Raw genomic sequence first — 17,404 nt, forward strand, 5'->3', positions numbered from 1 at the left:
CTACACACCGCAAGCACCTGTGGACATGTGGATACAAAGACCGGCTTTCTTAGCTAAACGGCATTGTGCCATGGCGGAGTCATTCTTCGGGGCTTTGAAGAACGAATGGCTCCACCGCTACGTCTTCACCACGCACGCGAAAGCACGGGGTGAAGTCGTTCGATACATCGAGGGCTTCTACAACCGCCGACGCCTCCACTCCGGACTCGGCTATCGCACACCCCACGAAGTCCTGCACCCAGAGCGGGAATTGAACCTCGTGGCATAGAACAACAGCAATCAACCCGTCCGGAAAACGCGGGGCTCCTCAGTCGGACGCGAAGAAATCGGCGATTCGGTCGGCATCCGCGATATACGCCGGCCGAGCCTGGCGGCAGGTGTGTCGTCGATCGAATGTCGGACACCGGCCCGCCCTGCCCGTGTTCACAGTCTTTCGCGCAACCGGGCTTCCAGAGACGAGTAATCCTCGTCCGGGAAGAGCCTCGGAAGCGTGTGCAGCATCGTGGTCAGACGTCGCCGGGTGTGCACGTGTGCCGGGTCGGCGAGGGAGACTTCGGCGAAGAGCAGCTGCCACCCGTAGACCCCTTTCGCGACGAGGAGATGATCGAAGTACTCGCAGTAGTCGATGTCCAGTTTGTTGAGTCCATGGGTGATGGAGAAGTACCACAGTTCCGGGATCGTCACGCCCGGGAACAGGCGGATCGCGGTGAAAGAGTTGCCCGCCCATCTCGATTGGTCCTCGATCAGGCGCAACTGGGAGAACACCTCGACCTCGTCGCTCGTCGCACTCGCGGGCGCACTCGTGGGCGCACCGGCGTCGATCGAGTCGAGCAGGTGACCCGTCCAGAACTCTCCGGTCAGGGGAACGGTGTCCCGGGTTTGCCAGGAGACTCCGAGCCCTAGGAAACGCGCAAAGCGGGGACCCAGTGACCCGCCCAGATCGAAGCCGTCGCCTTTCGCGATCTCTTCAAAAATCTCGGATGGTTCGCCCGCCCCGGTCGCCACCCCCTTTTCCTCGATATCGAGTATCGAGATGGCACTCGTGTGGGTCAGGTCGGCAACCATGGCGAGAAGCTTCCGCTCGTATGGTGTGAAACTCGGCACCGCGGTATCCATGGTCTACTCCCCGTTCGTTGGTCGTGTGGCCCGGCGATGTAACCGTGTCGCAGTCGGACCATGTACACCGCACACCGCGCGGGGGCGTCCGGCGCCGGGCCATCCGCACACGATCGCACCTCGTGATTCACCAAGAATGTTGGGGTGGTCCGGCACGAGCAGCTGATCGCCGAGGGTGCCGCCCGCCCGGAGTCGACCACTACCGAACCGACCCGCCGACCCGGCCGACTTCCTGTAAGCCGCCGGGGAGCGTGACCTTCCCGCACAGATGGAAGCCGGCTCGGCTGATCCCGACGTGAAGGTCGAAAGCCAAGCTGACGGGCTGTCACAAATCTCCCCGATCGGCCGGGTTGAAAGGCGTCCGGCGGGCACGCACCGCCGGGCGGCGCCGCCCTTCGGCGTGCCCGCCCGGCGGTTCCTCACCCGTGGTCGGCGTTCGGTTCGCGCAACGGCCGCAACTCGTCGGGCAGTTCGGGCAGGGCGAAGGAATACCGCCCGAGCATGTTCACGTGGTCACGCACGAACGGTGAAAGACGGGCCACGTCCACGTCCCGGACATCGAAACCGTCGGCCCGCAACCGCTTGACCGCGGCGTCCATGTAGCGGGTGTTGAACAGGACCAGGGCGTTGAGGACCAGGCCGAGCGCCCCGAGTTGGTCCTCCATGCCGTCCTGGTAGTTCTGGTAGAGCTGCCCGGCCTTGCCGTGGAAGATCTTCCGGGCGAGCGAGTGCCGGCCCTCCTGGAGGTTGGCCTGGGCCTTGATCTGTCGCCGGTAGCCGGGCTCGTCCGCGAGCCGCAGGATGTGCAGGGATTTGGAGATGCGGCCGTAGTGCGCGATCGCGTCGCCCAACGGGGTGGGCCGGCCCTTGCGCGAGAGCATGCGGATGACGTCGTACGCGCGCACCGCACCGGTGTGGATCGAGCCGATGATCCGCAGGATGTCGTCCCAGTGGCGCTCGATCCTCACCGGATCCACCCGCCCGGGCAACCTGCTGGGAGGGCCCGGAGTCCGCCCGCGCGTCCACCCGCCACATCTTCTGGTCGGGCAGATCCGCCAGTTGCGGCGCGTACACATACCCGGCCAGGGTGAGGAGTCCGAAAACGATGTCACTGTACGAGGCGGTGTCGATGACGATCATCTCCGGACGTTTGCCGCCATCACGGTCGTAGAGAACGTCGAGTACGTACAGCGAGTCGCGTGGGGTGCCCGCCACGACCTTCCCGCCGAGCCCGGCGGCCTGGTCGTTGATCATGTACAACCACGTGGGCCCGCCCCGGCGCCCGCAGAAGCGGGGATTGGGCCGCGCGTACACCGACGGCACGGGGACGACGAACCGCATGCCGTCGACCGAGGCGACCAGGCCGCCGCCCCACGCCCGGGCGAGGTCGATCCCGGCCTGGTAGTCGATCAGCATGGCGTTCGCCGCCCGATACGTGGCCAGCCGCAGGTAGTTGTGGTCCACGTGGCCGAGCCGGTCGCGCGTGAGCGCGTCGGCGCCGCCGATCACCGGCGTGTACTCGACGTTGCAGCCGTGCGCCACCAGCAGGGCCGCGATCGTGATTTGCAGATCGGCCAGCCGGCTCTCCGAGCCGGTGATCGAGGTGAACGCGCGATCCGCGCCCGTCCACGAGAACACTTCGAGGATCGCCTCGGGCAGATCCACCCTCGGCATCATCGACTTCACCGCCGCGCGCAGCTCGACCAGGCCGGGTCGGGTTCCGGTTCCAGCGCGGTCAGGTGCAGCCGCCCGTCCTCGCCGAACGTCGCCTGCGTGTTCACCGGCAACCGTGACGCGACCTCACGATAGGTGCCGTCCAACAACTCGGCGCGGGCACACAGGTGTTCCCGGGCGCGTTCGGGAAGCCCCAGACTGGCGAGCACGGTCGGCCGGGTGCGCGTCCACGCCGCCCCGGACAACAGCTTCGCCCGCGGGTCGCCCCGCTTCGAGGAGTTGCGCGCGAAGATCTCCCGGCGCCGCAGCATCCGGTGGAAGTGCTCCAACACGCAGAACACGTACGCCTTCCACTCCACACAACCCGGCTCGAGCCCCGGCGCCGACAGCACCAGGCGCCGCCACGACCCGGCAACAGCGACAGGTCGACCTCCGAGGCCGCAACGTTCTTGCGCCCGAGCAGACCAGGCAGTGACCGCAACGCGGCCAACACCGGCGCGCCCTCCGGGGTCGCACCGAAGTCGACCACGCCCGTCAACGTCGGCAGGAACGGCCGCACCGTGGCGAACCGCGACACCAGGCGCGAGCGCCACGCCTCGTCCGCGTCGGAGTCCATCGGGGGCGCGAACTCGACGATCGAGGCGAGCGCGGCGGTCCACTCCCGGCGCGGCACCACCGCCTCGATCAACTCCCACACCGCGTCCACACTCTCCGCCAGCGGCGGACTCACCTCAGCGGTATCGGTGTCGACCCGCTCGGCGGTCGTCTCCATCAACACCCGCACCGCGGCTGCCAGCTTCGCCGACGCCCGCTCCACCCTTGGCAACGTCTTCATCTTCGCCCGCAGCGTCTCGCGCTTCGCCCGGGCCAGGAGCTTGGTGGCGATCAGCACGTCCAACAGGTCGAGCGCGTCGTCGACCGCCCGCGTCGTCAGGTGCACCACTGTGGCCAACATCGTCGCCAACCGGCGCGAGGGCGGATGCCGACGCAACATCGACGCCTTGCCGTCGACACCGTGCCGCGACAACTCCGCGAGTCTGCGCGGCGGCACCAACGACACGTCCACACCGGCGAACCCCAGACCCGCGATCTCCGCCGCCCGATCCAACGCCTTGTCCATCGCCGGCCCCGACACCCGCGCCGGTCCCCGCCGCAAGCGGCCCAGCTCCGAGGAGCGCGCGCCCGCAGGAACATCCAGCAGCGAGTCCAACACTGCGCGTTGCCCGGGGTCCAACAGGTCGTACAACGTCCTCCACAGCCGGGCCGTGGCCTCCTCCCGCGTCCCGGCGACCAGCCGCGCCAACGTCGTCACCCCGGGCAGCAACACCCGCCGCTCGCGTAACCAGGCCACCGCCGCGTCGAACAACGCCTTCGGGCCGTCGCCCGTCGTCCACGCCCGCGCGTCGACCCACGTGACCAGTTCGTCGACGACCTCGGCGAAGTCCCGCCACTTCTCCGCCCGCTGTATCTCCCCCGCGTGGGTGCGCGCGGTCCCGTCCCGCTCGCCGTAAAGGCCCACGCACGAGGCGTCCGCGGTTCCCAACTGCTCGGCCAGATACTCCGCCACCAGGGGCGGAACCCCACGCGGATCCGGCATGAACCGGCCGATGTAGCGAACCGACGTCAGCTGAATCGCGAAGCCCAGCCGGTTGTGGTCGCGCCGCTTGCCCAACACGACCTCGCGGTCCCCGTCGTCCAGGAAGAAGAACCGCTCCAGATCGACCTGAGGCGGACTGCCCCGAAACGCCCCGTACTCCGCCGCTTGCTTGTCCGATATGAACTCGACCGACACAACACCCCTCCGAAGATCGACAACCGATCCGCGAAGGCTGTGCCAACGCATCACCCCAGGTCAAAGAGTCGTTCGGCGGGGAGAAGGCTTAGCGCACGATCTCGCATGGATGTTCCTCGACCCCCAACTCGTCGACGCTGGCGGCCCCTTCAGCGAGCTCCACAAACTCCAGCAGCGCTGAAGCGAAGCAACCCCGCAGGCGGCCCGGGTTCGTCCGGTGCGGGAGCCCCTGCAGTTGCCGGCACCTGCACTCCGGTGGCAGAGCGGCCACAGCGCCCCTTCGGCCAGGACGAGGGAACATCCCCGCGGACGCGCGGGAACCCCGTGCGACACCAAGGTGGTTCAACCGATGATCCCCTCGATGCCTCTCGAGCGGTGATCGATCCGGGCCGGCCGGGGAATGCAAGGATCGGCACCGCCTCGGCCCTCGATGGCATGGCCGGCATCGGCAGGTACCGGAGGCATCCCGCACTTCCTCGGAACGTGCAAAGCACCCACCGCCACGGCTCCACGGCGACGGAGCCGAGGTGGCGGTCGCCGCCTGTACGGATTCCGCTGGTGACGGCCCCAGCCCGGGCGATCCTGTCGATCGTCGACTCGACGGCCACCCTGCTGGGCCACGCGCCGACACGTCTGCGCGTTCCCCACGCGTCACCATCCGTCCGCCCGGCCCGGTGTCCTCGAGTCGAGGCCACCGGGCGCGGACGCGGCATATCGGCGAAACACGTCTCACCGTCGTTGAGGTCGGTGCCGCCGATCACGACGACGCGCCGGCGCCGACGGCGGGAGCTGTCGGGATGCGCTCCCGTTGTGCCCGCGACCTCGACGGGCTCGCCGGGCGGAGACCGGCGTCGCGGACGGGCACGGTCCCCGGCCCGGGCTGTTCGGCGTGGGCGACGGCACCGGACCGCAGGGTGAACGGGCGACGATGGGTCGCGGCATCCGGCGGTGTGGATCAGCGCCGGTGCGAGGCGCTGATGTTGTGGAGATGGATCACGATGTCGTAGGTGGAGCGCAGCCGGGTGTTCTCGTACGCGTCGACGGGCCAGGAGGCGCCGATGTTCCGGATGGGGTGTGCGGTGGTGAGCCAGTTGCGGGCGGTACCGGGGGCCGCGGTGCGCGTGTCGAGGTACCAATCGCGTCGGGACACCTTCTCCAGGGTGTTCTCCCCGCTGCCCTCGCGGGTGGGGCCGACGTCGACTCGGCGCCAGGTCGATCCGGAGGCGGTGGGGTCGATGGCGTTGAAGGATCCTCGGCCGAAGGTGAATCCGGCGTTGACGTAGCGTGTTCCGAGCCGTTCGCGCAGGAATTGCCCCTGCGTCTTCGGCTGGCTCTCGGGTGCCGCGCTCTCGCCGGCGACGTGGGAATTGTGGGCGGAGAGGAACACCTTGGTGCCGGTGTGCCGCTGCCACCAGGCGGTGTTGTCGGCCATGACCTGGTCGCGGTATGTCAACGCGGCGGCGGCGTCGTTGGCGATGTCGAACCCGAAGAGGGTGGCGTTCTGGGCGATGGCTCGGGCGTGTTGGAGCATGAGGTCGTGTTCCTTGGCGGGGATGCCCGCGGGACGGTGCTCCAGGAGGGACAGGACGCGCCGGGTGTCCTCGCGCATGCGTGTGCGGTCGGCGAGGGGCAGGGCCAGGCGCGCGTTGAAGGTTTCCTCCATGGAGGCCGTGGGTCGGGACTCGCGGTACAGCCGTCGGACCTCGGGCAGCAGGTCGGGACGGGTGCGGGCGACGTAGGACGTGACGGTGTCGAACAGGGCGGGCCCGGCGAACTCGGGGCCGTCCCCGGCGACGCGGACGGGGCTCTGGGGGTGGCGCAGGTTCCAGGCTCGTATCCACCGGAACAGGTCCCGGGTCTCGGTGGTGTTCCACAGGCTGCCGCCGGCCTGGAACTCCTCGTCCATGATCGTGTCCAGGTCGCCTCCGCCGTGGCGGACCCACTCGTCCAGGCGCACCCCGGCGCTCCACTGGATCTCCAGGACGAAGCTCCGGAAGCCTTGGCGCTCCACCAGGTGCCGGAAGAGGCGGTGTTTGACGGTGTAGAACTCGCTCGACCCGTGCGTGGCCTCGCCCACGCCGACCACGTCCGCGCCGCGGATCATCGTGTCGAACGCCCGCAGATCCGCGTCGGAGCCGCCCGGGACGGTGCTGCCCAGCGGGTGCGCGGTACGCGCCAAGGCGCGCGCGGGACCCTCCTGCGACGAGGAGGAGTCGGCGGACACCGCCGACGAGGCCGGCGCGGCCTGAGCGGGCGTTCCCGCGACGGTTGCCGCCAGGCACAGCAACGGCAGGACGGGAAGCAGGATTCGGCTCAGCCGCCCCGACCTCGGCCCACAACGGCGAGTGGCCACCGGGATGTCGGTGTCCCCGGACGAGTGCAAAAAGTGTGATCCCATGACTCAGACGCTGGGCAACCAACCACGCTCGGCGCCTCGTTCGCGAGGCCCAGGACTCCGGTACCACCCGATGCGACACCCCCAGTACCCACACCATCCGGAAGACCGCAGGCGACGACGGCCACCGAGGACAGGCCACCCGGCGCCGCGCTCCACCCGCATCGTGATTTCAAAGTGACAACCGATCCAATCCAGGAACATCCCCGCGCTCGCGGGGCCGACGCCTCCTCAAATGACCAGGTGGGCGGTTACTCGAGGAACATCCCCGCGTTCGCGGGGCCAACAACGCGGAACCTACGTCTACGAGACTCTGGAGAGGCTCATCCCCGCGTTCGCGTGGCCGACCACCCGCGCGCCCGGCGCGTCCTCGTGGCCATGGGCTCATCCCCGCATTCGCGGGGCCGACCCGTATCGGAGATACCTGAAAGCATCGCCGGAATGATGTTCAAGATTTCTGAAGATACTTGAGCTGGAACATGCGGGTCCAGTGGCCTCGTGAGGGGCCTCGGAGCGTGGGTTCGGGTCGGACTTCAGGTGGGGCTGGACGGCTCCCGTCGGTCACCAGAGCCATATCGTGAGCGCGTCCGGACCGAAACGTCCCGGACGATCACGAGAACGGAGAACCGTGAAGTGGCGACACATCAGGCGCGATTGGGCTACATCCGGGAGAGCGTGGCCGAGTTCCGAGAGGGAAAGACCTCCCTCCGCCGGCTCGTCGACGACATCGAGTACGCCGTGGAATCACTGGAGCCCGGACCTGTACGTGACGACTTGCGTCCACTGGCCGGAACACTGGAGACGATCTACGCGATCGCGCTCGACCGTGGGGAACTCGACGAACTTCCCACGAGCACGGTCACGACGCTCAACGAGCTGATATCCACGATCACCTCCCTTGTCGACGCAGAACCGAGCCCGTAGTCACAGGGGCGAGGCCGGGGCAACGTGGGCGGACATCGGCTGGCCGGCGGGCATCGACGCGGACGCCGACCGCTACCGACACATTCTGTGTCGCCATCGACTGAAAAGCCCGTGTCGCCCGACACCAGTGGCCTTGTGAGGCGCCTCGGGGCGTGGGTTCGGCATTCGCAGGGGAGCATCCCCGCGTTCGCGGGGCCGACAGCATCGATCCGCGCACGACGCCGCTGTAGGGGGAGCATCCCCGCGCTCGCGGGGCCGACTTTCCGTCGATCTCGATTCCGAGTCGCCTCACAGGAGCATCCCCGCGCTCGCGGGGCCGACCCGAGCACAGCGGCCAGCGCCGGGTGGTCGAGAGGAGCATCCCCGCGCTCGCGGGGCCGACACTGGATGCCCTGGGCATCTACCAGCGGGTAACGCACTTTTCGTACGGTTGCATCCTGCTACCCATGCGTTAGCTTCCGCAAGATCGACTTCCCTCGTCTCCGAGGTAGTTCACCCGACGGACCTCCCACGTCGACGCCCGCCAAGACGGTGGCCGGTCCTCGAGCCGGCCGGGGACCGCCACGATCAACACCGACCCCCTCTCAACGCCGGCACCGGCAAGCAGCGGAAACACCCCATGTCCTCCCGGACCTACCCAAGCCATGAACGGCCGCAACTCCACGGCGACTCACACCGCCGACCGAGCAAAGTCCCCCGCGGACACCGAAGGGCCGGCCGGCCGGTCCGCCGCCGCGCCGGCTCTGCCCGGCCGCGAAGGCCGACACCCACGGCTTCATCGACTCGGTACCCATGAACGCGCCGGGAATGAGCAGCAAAGGAGGCGTCCCCGACGTACCGAGTTCGCCGTACACCTCGTGGTAGAGGCTCAGGCCGTTGATCGCCAGGTGCCCTTGGTGCGTGGGTTTCGTCGTCATCAGCGCGACCTCACGCCTCCCGCCGTCGGCCGTAGAGCCGCGCGACATCGGGAGAGTCGAGCCACTTGGAGTAGGTGGGCGACTGCGGCCAGCCGTCGGGCGAATCCTGCCACTCCTCCTGGCGGCCCCACGGCAGGATGTCGACCAACGGGAAGGTGTGGCTGAGCTGTTCCGTACCGCGGCCGGAGGTGTGCCAGGTCCGGTAGACGGTGTCCCCGTCCCGGAGGAACACGTTCACCGCGAACCCCCCACCGGGCGGCGCGTCCACGTCGGCACCGAACGAGCTGTCCGACGACGAGTACCATTCCATGGTGTTCCCGACTTCGGCCTTGTACGCCAGCGCTTCCGCGATCGGCCCGTTGGTCACGATCACGAAGCGCGCATCGTAGTTGTCGAGGAATCCCAGCCGAACGTACTGAGACGTCAGGCTGGTGCACCCGCCGCACTGCCACTGCGCGCCGTCGGACCACATGTGGTTGTAGACAATGAGCTGCGAACGCCCGTCGAAGACCTCGACCAGCCGAACCGGCCCATCCGGCCCGATAAGCGTGTAATCCGGCAGCTTGACCATCGGCAACCTGCGACGCTGTGCCGCAACGGCGTCGAGCTCCCGCGTGGCGGCCTTCTCCCGCACCCGCAACTCGTCAACCGCCGCCTGCCACGTCTCCCGGTCGACAACAGGCGGCAGGGCCCTGGCAGTCTGCTCGGTCATGGTTCCTCCCGGCATCAGATGAACGTACCTCTGATGTGTAGACCGAACCCACCGCCCGAACTCATCGCTGCCGGGTCGGATTCATCAAACCGAGTTCCGCGGCCAGCCACCCAGCCGAGCGGTCCCCCGGCTCATGGGAGTGGCGCCATGGTCCTCAGGGCCACTAGAGATGTTCAACGCGGAACCATCCCCGCGGACGCGGGGCCGACCCCGCGCTGCGCCCGTCGGCGCTCCTCTCACCGGAACCATCCCCGCGGACGCGAGGCCGACACCGCCACCCCGGTGGGGATCCGGTTGCCCGGGAACCATCCCCGCGGACACGGGGCCGACGTGACTTCCCGGGTGCCGTTGCCGTGGCCGCCGAAACCATCTCCGCGCTCGCGGGGCCGACTCGGGGGTGGACGGATCCGGCTTCGGGGAGAGGAACATCCCCGCGCTCGCGAGGCCGACGCCTGCATGCTCACACCCACATTGCGTTCGCTCCCCCGCAGAGCAATCGCGGCACGTACGAATACTGCACCCCGCACGCCGAAGCGCTGGAGCGCGAGAACCAGCGCAAGCACCTCGGCTGCCTCGTGCCGTGGCTCTGACCGCCCGCTCGCCACGCCCGGGACACACGTGTCCGGGGCGCTCCCGTCCCGGATGTCCGGGCACCGAACCCCCGGGGCGGGCCAGCATCACGCCCGGCGGGTGGGGGCGAACGGCGAACCCGGCGTCGCGGAGCGGTGGTTTCGTCCGGTCCGTCGACGAGGCGAGGCCGCCCTTCGCCGGTGGCGGGGGCGGCCTCGGTCGTGCGGCGGTGATGCTTCGACGGTTTCGGGATACGGACATCGAAGACGTTCGCGCGCGTCGGTGGACGGTGCTGCTTCAAGGCTCGGCAGGAGGGTCGGAGGGATGACGCCGCCCACGATTGGGGGACGGCACCGACGTTGGTCGAACCGCCTCCGGGGGTTTTCGGCTAGACGGCGGTGACCTTGTAGGCGCTGACCCAGGCTCCGATGCTGTAGTAGCCGGATCCGTCGATCACGATCCCGCCACCCTCGCAGTTCCAGGTGTCCCACAGCTCCACCCTGGTGGTGGCGCTTGCGCTTTTGGCCGATCGGATTTTGTCGTTCCAGTTGTCGCCGACGTAGATGCACGAGCCGACTTCTCCGGACCACGTCCTGTCCAGACCACTGAAATTGGTACTGGCCCAGCCCGTCCAGCTCCCGGACGCGAGCCGCGCGGACGACGACGGGGCGGATGCCGGTTGAGCGGATGCCGGTTGAGCGATGACGAACGTGCCGGCCAGAGCCGTGGCCGCGGCCGCGGCCGCGAGCAGAGTCTTGCGCATGGCAGGCATGGAATCTCCTTTTCGATTCGTGTCGTGTCCACCGGAGCGGGAGCCGAGGCTTCGCTCCCGTCGACACGTCCACCGGGTGGTCCGTCCGCGCCGGGCCGGGTGGGACCGACGGCGCGGAGCCCCGGTACATCGGGTGCGGCAAGACTCTGTCCGATCACGCTTACCGTTCGCTTACCGCTCGGCCGCGCCCGGGGGTTCGCCGTCAGCCGCGAGGATGTGCGCACGCGTACCCTCGACGAAGCGCCGGGCCGCGTCCCCTCCCCGGTCGGGTATCCAGGCCACTCCCGCCGTGCACGGCGGGAGTCCCGTGACGTCGACGTACGCGATGCCCGGCCTGGGGTACAACCGGCGGCTGGCGGCGGGTACGAACGCGACGCCGTTCCCGGCGGACACGGCGGCGAAGAGGGCCTCCACATTGGAGACACGGTCGTCGCTGTACACCACGCGCCCGCCGTCGGGGCGAGGGTCGACCGCCCAGAAGTCCCGCCACTCCCCCGGCACACGGGGATCGACGCTCACCACCGCGCGATCCGCGAGATCCGCGAGCGCGACCTCGGAGCGTGCCGCCAACGGATCCGTGGCGGCCACACACGCGACCCGTGGTTCCACGGCCAGGGGCTCCGCCCGAATCCCGGGTGCGACCGGCAGATAACACAGAACGACGTCGACCTCCCCGGACAGCAGAGCGGCGGTCTGTCCCACGAAGTCGAGATGACGAACCTCGACGACGACCTCGGGGCGGCGCTCCCGTGCCCCCGAGATCAACGCGCGCACGTGCGGCAGGGCCAGTTGGGCCTCGAACGAACCGAGTACCACGCGGCCCTCCCGCGCCGCCGACACGGAACCCCGGGCATCCGCCGGAGCATCCGCCCGAGACCTGGACCCCACCACCGGCGCGGGAGCGGAATCCCGCAACAGCTCCGCCTGCGCCTCGGCCAGGATCACGCCCGGTCCGACACCGAGTTCGTCGGCGAGCATCCGCCGCACGGACTCCAATCGGCGCAGCGCCTCCGCTCGCCGGCCGCCGAGTCGCAACCCGTCGAGCAGGGCCGCGTACACGCGCTCCTCGTACGGGTATTCCCTCGTCAGATTCTCGAGGCGCCCGACGACCGGATCCGTGGGATCACCGGCCTCGACCGTCGCCTCGGCGAGTTCCAGCGCCACCGCGATGCGGGACGTCTCCCATCGCACCACCAGCGGATCGTCGCGCAATCCGTGTGGTCCGTTCGCGAACAGGGGCCCGCGCCACAGGCCCAGGGCGCGATGCAGCAGCCGCGCCCGTTCTCGGGGATCGTCCGGGCGGGGCCCGTCCACCAGGCGCCGATATTCGCGGAGATCGCTGTCCGCGTGGACGTAGTCCAGGCGGTAGCCGCGCTCGTTCCTGCTGACGGTCACGGAATCACCACAGTGTTCCGCGAGCCATTCCCGTAATCGCGAGACGGTCGTGTGCAGTGTGCCCGGACTGCACCCTTCGGGGCCCCACACCACGGTGGACAGGCATTCGACGGAGAGCGTCTCCTCCGCGCTCAGGAGGGTCCCCAGGAGATTGCGTACAACCGGTCGCGTCAAGGTCATCGACGTCCCGTCGGACCGCACGTACAGGTCGCCCAGGATCCCGAAGTTCACATACGACCGGGCCACCGCGTCCTCCAGGCACTCGTCCATACCGCCGACCACCGCTCGCGCCCGCGCGAAGGTATCAACCGCCCGGCCGGGGCGCGGTGGATTTTTTCCGGCCATCACACGGCCCGCCGCCCTCACACAGGACACGAAACCGAGAACACGAAACGGAGAACACATGTACGCCACCCCCACGACCAGCTACGGCTTCGAGCTCACCATCGGCGACGAGTTCGACCCGGCAGACATCCCCCTGTGCTGCGACGCCGACATGACCGGGGTCGACGACGACGCCGACCACCTCACCCACAGGTGCGGCATCTGCGACACCACCGTCATGGTGACGCGCAGCGACGAATTGATCTTCGACATCAGCTGACCCGCCCCGGCCGCGTCGACCGACCCGGAACCGAACCTGCCCCGGGCACCGGCCGCCGCACTCCACCAGGGAGCAGCGACCGGCGCCGCAGGCCCGGGACGGCGAGCAAACGAACAACCCGAACCACCACCACCATTACGACGACAAAGAAGAAGACACCTGTGTCCAACGACCCCCGGCCCGACGACCGCATCCCACCGCCGCCCCCGCCCCTCGGACCCCTCGGACCCCTCGACGACGAGGAGGAGGAGATCGACATCACCCTCTGCCGATGTGCCGGCGAGGGGCGCGACGCCTGCGAGAACACCGGTGTCGTCCACCCCTGACCTGTGACCGGATCCACGAATCAAACGACGAGGAGGCGCACCCCACGCCTGGACAGCCGGGTGCGCCTCCGTGACCCGCCCCACCACGAGACGGGATCGCCACCATCATGCCCATCCACACCCCGCAACGACAGCGCTCCCGCGCCCTGTTGCTCACGGCCGCCGCCCTACCGCCGGCCCTCGCGGTCGCCGACGACGTCCGCCTGCGCCGCCGCCTCGAGGCCGCCGGACGCGACGAACTCACCGGCATCCACCGCCGCCAGGCCCTCACCGACCGCGGCAACCGACTCCTCCCCACCGACCACCGCGCCGACGACGTCCTGGTCCTGCTCGTGGACTGCGACCGCTTCAAGCAGATCAACGACCGCCACGGACACGACGCCGGGGACCGGGTCCTGGTCGCACTCGCGGGGCGCCTGCACCGGTGGTGCGCCGCCCGCCGCGGCCTGGCCGCACGCCTGGGCGGCGACGAATTCGGCGCGATCGTCCGCGTACCGCGCACCGACACCGGCCGTGAACTCCTCGCCCCGCGCGCCCGGTTGAACAAGCCCGCCCCGCACGCCGAGATGCTCCTGGAGGTCTCCTCGTCCATCGGCGCCACGCACGCCGCCGACCTGCCCGGGAGGCCGTGGACCGCGCTGCTGCGCGCCGCCGACGTCGCGATGTACCGCGTCAAATCCGGCGAGACGAAGTTTCCGTACCTCGGCACGCAGGCCGACGCGACCGTCGCGTCGATCCACGGCCGCCGCCCCGGGCGCCCGGGCACGCACCTGGCCGTCCCACACATCGCCGCCGACCGGCATGACGGCCTCACCCGCTCCCCGTGATGCGTCGGGTCGCCTCCGTGCCGGTCAGGCCGGTGAAGGCGAGGCGGGCTGCGGACAGGTGCGCGTAAGGCGAGGGCGAGGATCTCGGACGCGCCGGCTGCCGATCGCTACCCCTTGCGGGGCATGAGGCGGTCACACCAGGAGTATCCGAGGTCGCAAAGACTCGTGACCATGGCTGTTCTCTTGCCGCGGCGCAGAAAGTCGGCGACGGCTTTCGCGGAGCCGAAGACGCTCAACCACACAAGATCGTCCCTGTCGTACGTTCGTGTGTTGGGCAATTCACCCTGCCCTGGTCGAACGCAGTGAACGGTGCCGACGATCTGATACTTGATCTTGTTGCCCATCGGCGTCAGGAGAACCTTCACGCGTCCATCCACACAATCACCCCACCCATGGCGAACATGTCGACGACGTCGGCTCCGGACCACGTGTCGCGCCGGTGGGCGCACGTCGTGGAACAGACGCGCGATGGCGGCGCCTTCGTGGGCGTGCGGGTCGAACCCGGGTCGGTGCATGGGTGGTATCCATGGTGTTGCGGCTCCGGACCATCGTCGCGCGGCCCCATCGGCGGCCGACACATCGTCACCAACGGCCGCGTCGTCGCCTCTCATGACGTCCGCGCCCACACGGGGCCGAGCCGACCACGATCAACCTCGAGGTGCGGCTGCCCGCTTGGGCGAACCCGTCGCGGACGGGGATCTCACGGTGCCGTGCTCGGCGTCCGTCGGCGCCGCCCACGCCGCCGACCTGCCCGGCCGGCCCTGGGCCACGCGCCGCCGACGTGGCGATGTACCGGGTCAAGTCCGGCGGGAGCGCGAGCCCGGGCATGCAGGCCGACGCGGCCGTCGTCACCGTCAACGGCCGGCGCTCCGGTCGGACCGGCACGCACCCGGCCCTCACCGCATAGCCGTCCGATGGCACGGCTGCTCCCCCAGAACCAGGGATCACACCGCCCGGGTCCTCGGAGGACGACCGACCGTCGCCCGCATCACCCGACCCACCGATCGAAGGGGCACATGATGACGATCATCGAACGCGCGACCTCCCACACGACCCCCGGCGGCATGGCCGTGGTCCTCACACCCGGCGTCGACTTCGGCCGACTGGTCGTCGACGGCTGCTGCAACTGCTGCGACGCCGGACACACACCCGGGACTCCTCCGGCGGCGACACCCCCGAAAGCATCTCCGCCGCCGCGCGGACCTGGGGGCGCGATCACGCCAGGGCCTGCCGCGTGCCCCGCCCCAACACCCTCGGGCTGTACCGGTAGCCGTGTGACCACCGCGCCGGCCGGGTCGGTGGTTCCACGAGCGACCCGACCTCCACCGGACCCGAGGAGGTTCGACGGCGACGATCGAGCACACCTGCGACGGTTCTCACCGCCCGTGATCAGGATCCGCCGGGGGCGTTCCGCGGTTCGAGGAGGAGGCGCAGGCGGCGGATCTCGGCGACGAGCCGCGGGACGTCACGGCGCGCGTGGGCGATGAACAGGGCGTTCTCGTCCCAGCGTCCGTCGGCGACGTCGACGTAGCGAGGGTGTTGGACCAGGGTCGCGGCCACGATCTCCCGGTGGTCGAAGTCCGGCCAACGCTCGCCGAGTCCGGTGTCGGGGACCGTGCCGACCGCGACCAGGCTCATGGCGTAGTCGTCGTCGAGTTGGCGCACGTGCCACGGCCCGGGGGTCGCGCCGGCGGCGAGTTCCTCGATTTCGTCGAGGTCTTCGTCGGTGAGGGGCTCGGGAGTGTCCATCGGGCAGTCGGGTCCTCGCGTTCGATCATGGTTGCCCGAATCATGCCCGGGCATGGCCCGCGTCCGCCGGCCGATTTGCGACGCGGACGACGTCGACGACGCGGGTCGGGTCTCCGCCGGGACGCCGGAAGCGAGGAACGATCCGGGGTCGGGGGCCGGAGCGATGGGACGACTTCCCGGACACGGTCCCGGCGGATCGACCGCCTCGCCGTGCCGGCTCACCCGGCTCCCGGACCACGCTGCGCCCTCACCGGGCCGGCGTGATCAGGCTCCGAACGCGACCGGGCACAGCCCGGAGGGCAGCCGTTGTACGGCTGTTGCCACGGCCTCCTGCGCCGTCGTCGTCTCGACGAGGACCTCCCCCATGTAGTGGGCGCTCACCGTGTACCGGCCGTCCGGGTGGGCGTCGAGACAGACCGGGACGACGGTGAGGCGGGGACGGGTACTGCCGGAGAACCGCAGCGTTCCATGGCTGGTGAACGGGTAGAGCCCGCGCAGCGCCGGCTCGGCGTAGGCCGCCTCGATCAGCGCGTGGTACCCGGGCCGCTCCTCCTCGCCGGCCTCCGTGCGCAGGTGCCGCCACTCGGACTCGGCCAGCCGCGCCGGATCCGGTTCCGTCACGTCGAGGCGACCGGTCAGGTGCACGAACGGCGCGGCCCGGTGAATGTCGTCCAGGGCGGTTCCGTCGTGCCAGGCCCGCGCTGCCCGCACGATCTGCGTCAGGTCCCCCGTACTTCCTTCGACGAGTGCCAGGCCCTGGAACGACTCACAGCCGCGGACCGACCAGCGCCGCTCCGCCGCCCAGGCACTGACGGTCAGAGCCGTCCGATGCGGAACCACGCTCGCGACCGCCGCCTGGCGCAACGGGTCGGATTCCGACTCGGCGAAAGGAGGCCCTTCGTCGGCTGCGACCGCTCGGAGGGTCGCGCCGAGGCTGCCTGCGGCTACGACGTCGGGATACAGGGCGGCGGGATCGGTGGTGGCCATGGCTCATGATCGCGCTTTCGCGGCCACCGACGCAGGGCACGCCCGGGACCTCGTTCGGCAGCGACGCCCGGGCCAGGGCCTCGGGTCCGTCCGGCCCGATGATCGCGCGGCCGGGCTCGAGTCCTGCGACTGCGATCCCGATGCCGCCTGGTGGTCGCGGACCGCGGCGAACTCACCGGTATGCCCCGCCGCCGAGCGCTCACCGACCCTTCCGGGCGGGCACCGCGTCGACGACGTCCCGGTCCTGGACGGCGCCGCGTTCAGGAGGATCAACGACCGCTGCGGCCACGAAGCCGGGGACCAGGACGTCGCAACCCTCGCCCGGCGCCTGCACGCCGGTGCACCAACCACGGCGGCGTGGCGCGGTTGGGCGGCGACGAATTCGGCGTGATCGCGCGCATCCCGCGCGCGACGTCCACCGGGAGCTCGCCGACCTGCGCGCTTGGACATGCCCACCGTGTACGCGGACACGGAACCGCCGTTTTCGGTGTCTCGTTGGAGCGGCCCACACCGCCGACCCGCCGGGCCGGCCCCGGGCCACGCTTCTGCGTGCTGCCGATGCAGTGATGTACCAGGTCAAGTCCGGCGGGACTCCGTGCCTGTTCGCGCAGGGAAGCAGCGGTCGCCACCGTCAACGGCCGCCG

The 17,404-nt window shown here is 69.7% G+C and carries 13 protein-coding genes, 2 pseudogenes and 1 CRISPR repeat array; of the genes and pseudogenes, 6 read left to right on the top strand and 9 right to left on the bottom strand.

All coding sequences use genetic code 11. The annotated features are described in order from the left end of the window. Positions 1-67: 67 nt before the first annotated feature. Positions 68-268 (top strand): annotated as a pseudogene (locus tag ACIBSV_RS37160) (integrase core domain-containing protein); the annotation flags it as partial. Positions 269-423: 155 nt separating this feature from the next. Here ACIBSV_RS37160 and ACIBSV_RS37165 read toward each other — a convergent pair. The 3 genes and pseudogenes from ACIBSV_RS37165 to ACIBSV_RS37175 all read right to left on the bottom strand — a co-directional run bounded on the left by ACIBSV_RS37165 (position 424) and on the right by ACIBSV_RS37175 (position 6,980). Further along, positions 424-1,116: a hypothetical protein gene (locus tag ACIBSV_RS37165; RefSeq protein WP_395871106.1), complete on the bottom strand. Its 693-nt coding sequence runs from the start codon at positions 1,114-1,116 to the stop codon at positions 424-426. A 419-nt stretch (positions 1,117-1,535) separates the two neighbouring features. Then, positions 1,536-4,582, bottom strand: a pseudogene (locus tag ACIBSV_RS37170) (Tn3 family transposase). Positions 4,583-5,537: 955 nt separating this feature from the next. Then, on the bottom strand, positions 5,538-6,980 hold the full coding sequence (locus tag ACIBSV_RS37175) for an erythromycin esterase family protein (protein WP_395871108.1): 1,443 nt from the start codon (positions 6,978-6,980) through the stop codon (positions 5,538-5,540). Positions 6,981-7,610: 630 nt separating this feature from the next. Here ACIBSV_RS37175 and ACIBSV_RS37180 point away from each other — a divergent pair. Continuing rightward, entirely contained in the window at positions 7,611-7,901 is a 291-nt protein-coding gene (locus ACIBSV_RS37180) for a hypothetical protein (RefSeq protein WP_395871110.1), read from the top strand. A gap of 169 nt (positions 7,902-8,070) precedes the next feature. Continuing rightward, positions 8,071-8,283: direct repeats of the CRISPR family, unit length 28 nt; unit sequence GGAGCATCCCCGCGCTCGCGGGGCCGAC. Positions 8,284-8,828: 545 nt separating this feature from the next. On the opposite strand, the gene ACIBSV_RS37185 is transcribed toward ACIBSV_RS37180, so the two are convergent. The 3 genes from ACIBSV_RS37185 to ACIBSV_RS37195 all read right to left on the bottom strand — a co-directional run bounded on the left by ACIBSV_RS37185 (position 8,829) and on the right by ACIBSV_RS37195 (position 12,537). Then, positions 8,829-9,545, bottom strand: a complete 717-nt coding sequence (locus ACIBSV_RS37185; RefSeq protein ID WP_395871112.1) for a DUF899 domain-containing protein — start codon at positions 9,543-9,545, stop codon at positions 8,829-8,831. Between the two features lie 943 nt (positions 9,546-10,488). Beyond that, positions 10,489-10,872 carry a peptidase inhibitor family I36 protein gene (locus tag ACIBSV_RS37190; protein WP_395871114.1) on the bottom strand — a complete coding sequence of 128 codons (384 nt, stop codon included), beginning with the start codon at positions 10,870-10,872 and terminating at the stop codon, positions 10,489-10,491. 171 nt (positions 10,873-11,043) lie between these two features. Continuing rightward, positions 11,044-12,537, bottom strand: coding sequence for a BTAD domain-containing putative transcriptional regulator (locus tag ACIBSV_RS37195; protein WP_395871116.1), 1,494 nt, complete (start codon positions 12,535-12,537; stop codon positions 11,044-11,046). A gap of 133 nt (positions 12,538-12,670) precedes the next feature. Here ACIBSV_RS37195 and ACIBSV_RS37200 point away from each other — a divergent pair, with 133 nt between their 5' ends. The 3 genes from ACIBSV_RS37200 to ACIBSV_RS37210 all read left to right on the top strand — a co-directional run bounded on the left by ACIBSV_RS37200 (position 12,671) and on the right by ACIBSV_RS37210 (position 14,024). Then, entirely contained in the window at positions 12,671-12,871 is a 201-nt protein-coding gene (locus ACIBSV_RS37200) for a hypothetical protein (protein ID WP_395871118.1), read from the top strand. Between the two features lie 161 nt (positions 12,872-13,032). Next, on the top strand, positions 13,033-13,197 hold the full coding sequence (locus ACIBSV_RS37205; protein WP_395871120.1) for a hypothetical protein: 165 nt from the start codon (positions 13,033-13,035) through the stop codon (positions 13,195-13,197). 107 nt (positions 13,198-13,304) lie between these two features. Continuing rightward, the gene (locus ACIBSV_RS37210; protein ID WP_395871122.1) at positions 13,305-14,024 is read left to right on the top strand and encodes a GGDEF domain-containing protein; all 720 of its coding nucleotides are present in this window, start codon (positions 13,305-13,307) and stop codon (positions 14,022-14,024) included. 107 nt (positions 14,025-14,131) lie between these two features. Here ACIBSV_RS37210 and ACIBSV_RS37215 read toward each other — a convergent pair whose 3' ends face one another. Continuing rightward, positions 14,132-14,389 (bottom strand): hypothetical protein, encoded by a 258-nt coding sequence (locus ACIBSV_RS37215; RefSeq protein WP_395871124.1) that lies wholly within the window; start codon positions 14,387-14,389, stop codon positions 14,132-14,134. 416 nt (positions 14,390-14,805) lie between these two features. Here ACIBSV_RS37215 and ACIBSV_RS37220 point away from each other — a divergent pair, with 416 nt between their 5' ends. Continuing rightward, positions 14,806-14,931 (top strand): hypothetical protein, encoded by a 126-nt coding sequence (locus tag ACIBSV_RS37220; protein ID WP_395871126.1) that lies wholly within the window; start codon positions 14,806-14,808, stop codon positions 14,929-14,931. Positions 14,932-15,413: 482 nt separating this feature from the next. On the opposite strand, the gene ACIBSV_RS37225 is transcribed toward ACIBSV_RS37220, so the two are convergent. Together ACIBSV_RS37225 and ACIBSV_RS37230 are read right to left on the bottom strand one after the other, a co-directional pair. Next, on the bottom strand, positions 15,414-15,773 hold the full coding sequence (locus ACIBSV_RS37225) for a hypothetical protein (protein WP_395871128.1): 360 nt from the start codon (positions 15,771-15,773) through the stop codon (positions 15,414-15,416). 264 nt (positions 15,774-16,037) lie between these two features. After that, positions 16,038-16,760, bottom strand: a complete 723-nt coding sequence (locus ACIBSV_RS37230) for a DUF6193 family natural product biosynthesis protein (protein ID WP_395871131.1) — start codon at positions 16,758-16,760, stop codon at positions 16,038-16,040. Between the last annotated feature and the right edge of the window lie 644 nt (positions 16,761-17,404).

The organism is Embleya sp. NPDC050154, from assembly GCF_044460165.1.
GTDB lineage: Bacteria > Actinomycetota > Actinomycetes > Streptomycetales > Streptomycetaceae > Embleya.

Bases quoted from the DNA above. Each gene is read 5' to 3' on its own strand.
- ACIBSV_RS37165 (WP_395871106.1), bottom strand. From the start codon at position 1,116: ATGGATACCGCGGTGCCGAGTTTCACACCATACGAGCGGAAGCTTCTC.
- ACIBSV_RS37175 (WP_395871108.1), bottom strand. From the start codon at position 6,980: ATGGGATCACACTTTTTGCACTCGTCCGGGGACACCGACATCCCGGTG.
- ACIBSV_RS37185 (WP_395871112.1), bottom strand. From the start codon at position 9,545: ATGCCGGGAGGAACCATGACCGAGCAGACTGCCAGGGCCCTGCCGCCT.
- ACIBSV_RS37190 (WP_395871114.1), bottom strand. From the start codon at position 10,872: ATGCCTGCCATGCGCAAGACTCTGCTCGCGGCCGCGGCCGCGGCCACG.
- ACIBSV_RS37195 (WP_395871116.1), bottom strand. From the start codon at position 12,537: ATGGACGAGTGCCTGGAGGACGCGGTGGCCCGGTCGTATGTGAACTTC.
- ACIBSV_RS37200 (WP_395871118.1), top strand. From the start codon at position 12,671: ATGTACGCCACCCCCACGACCAGCTACGGCTTCGAGCTCACCATCGGC.
- ACIBSV_RS37210 (WP_395871122.1), top strand. From the start codon at position 13,305: ATGCCCATCCACACCCCGCAACGACAGCGCTCCCGCGCCCTGTTGCTC.
- ACIBSV_RS37225 (WP_395871128.1), bottom strand. From the start codon at position 15,773: ATGGACACTCCCGAGCCCCTCACCGACGAAGACCTCGACGAAATCGAG.
- ACIBSV_RS37230 (WP_395871131.1), bottom strand. From the start codon at position 16,760: ATGGCCACCACCGATCCCGCCGCCCTGTATCCCGACGTCGTAGCCGCA.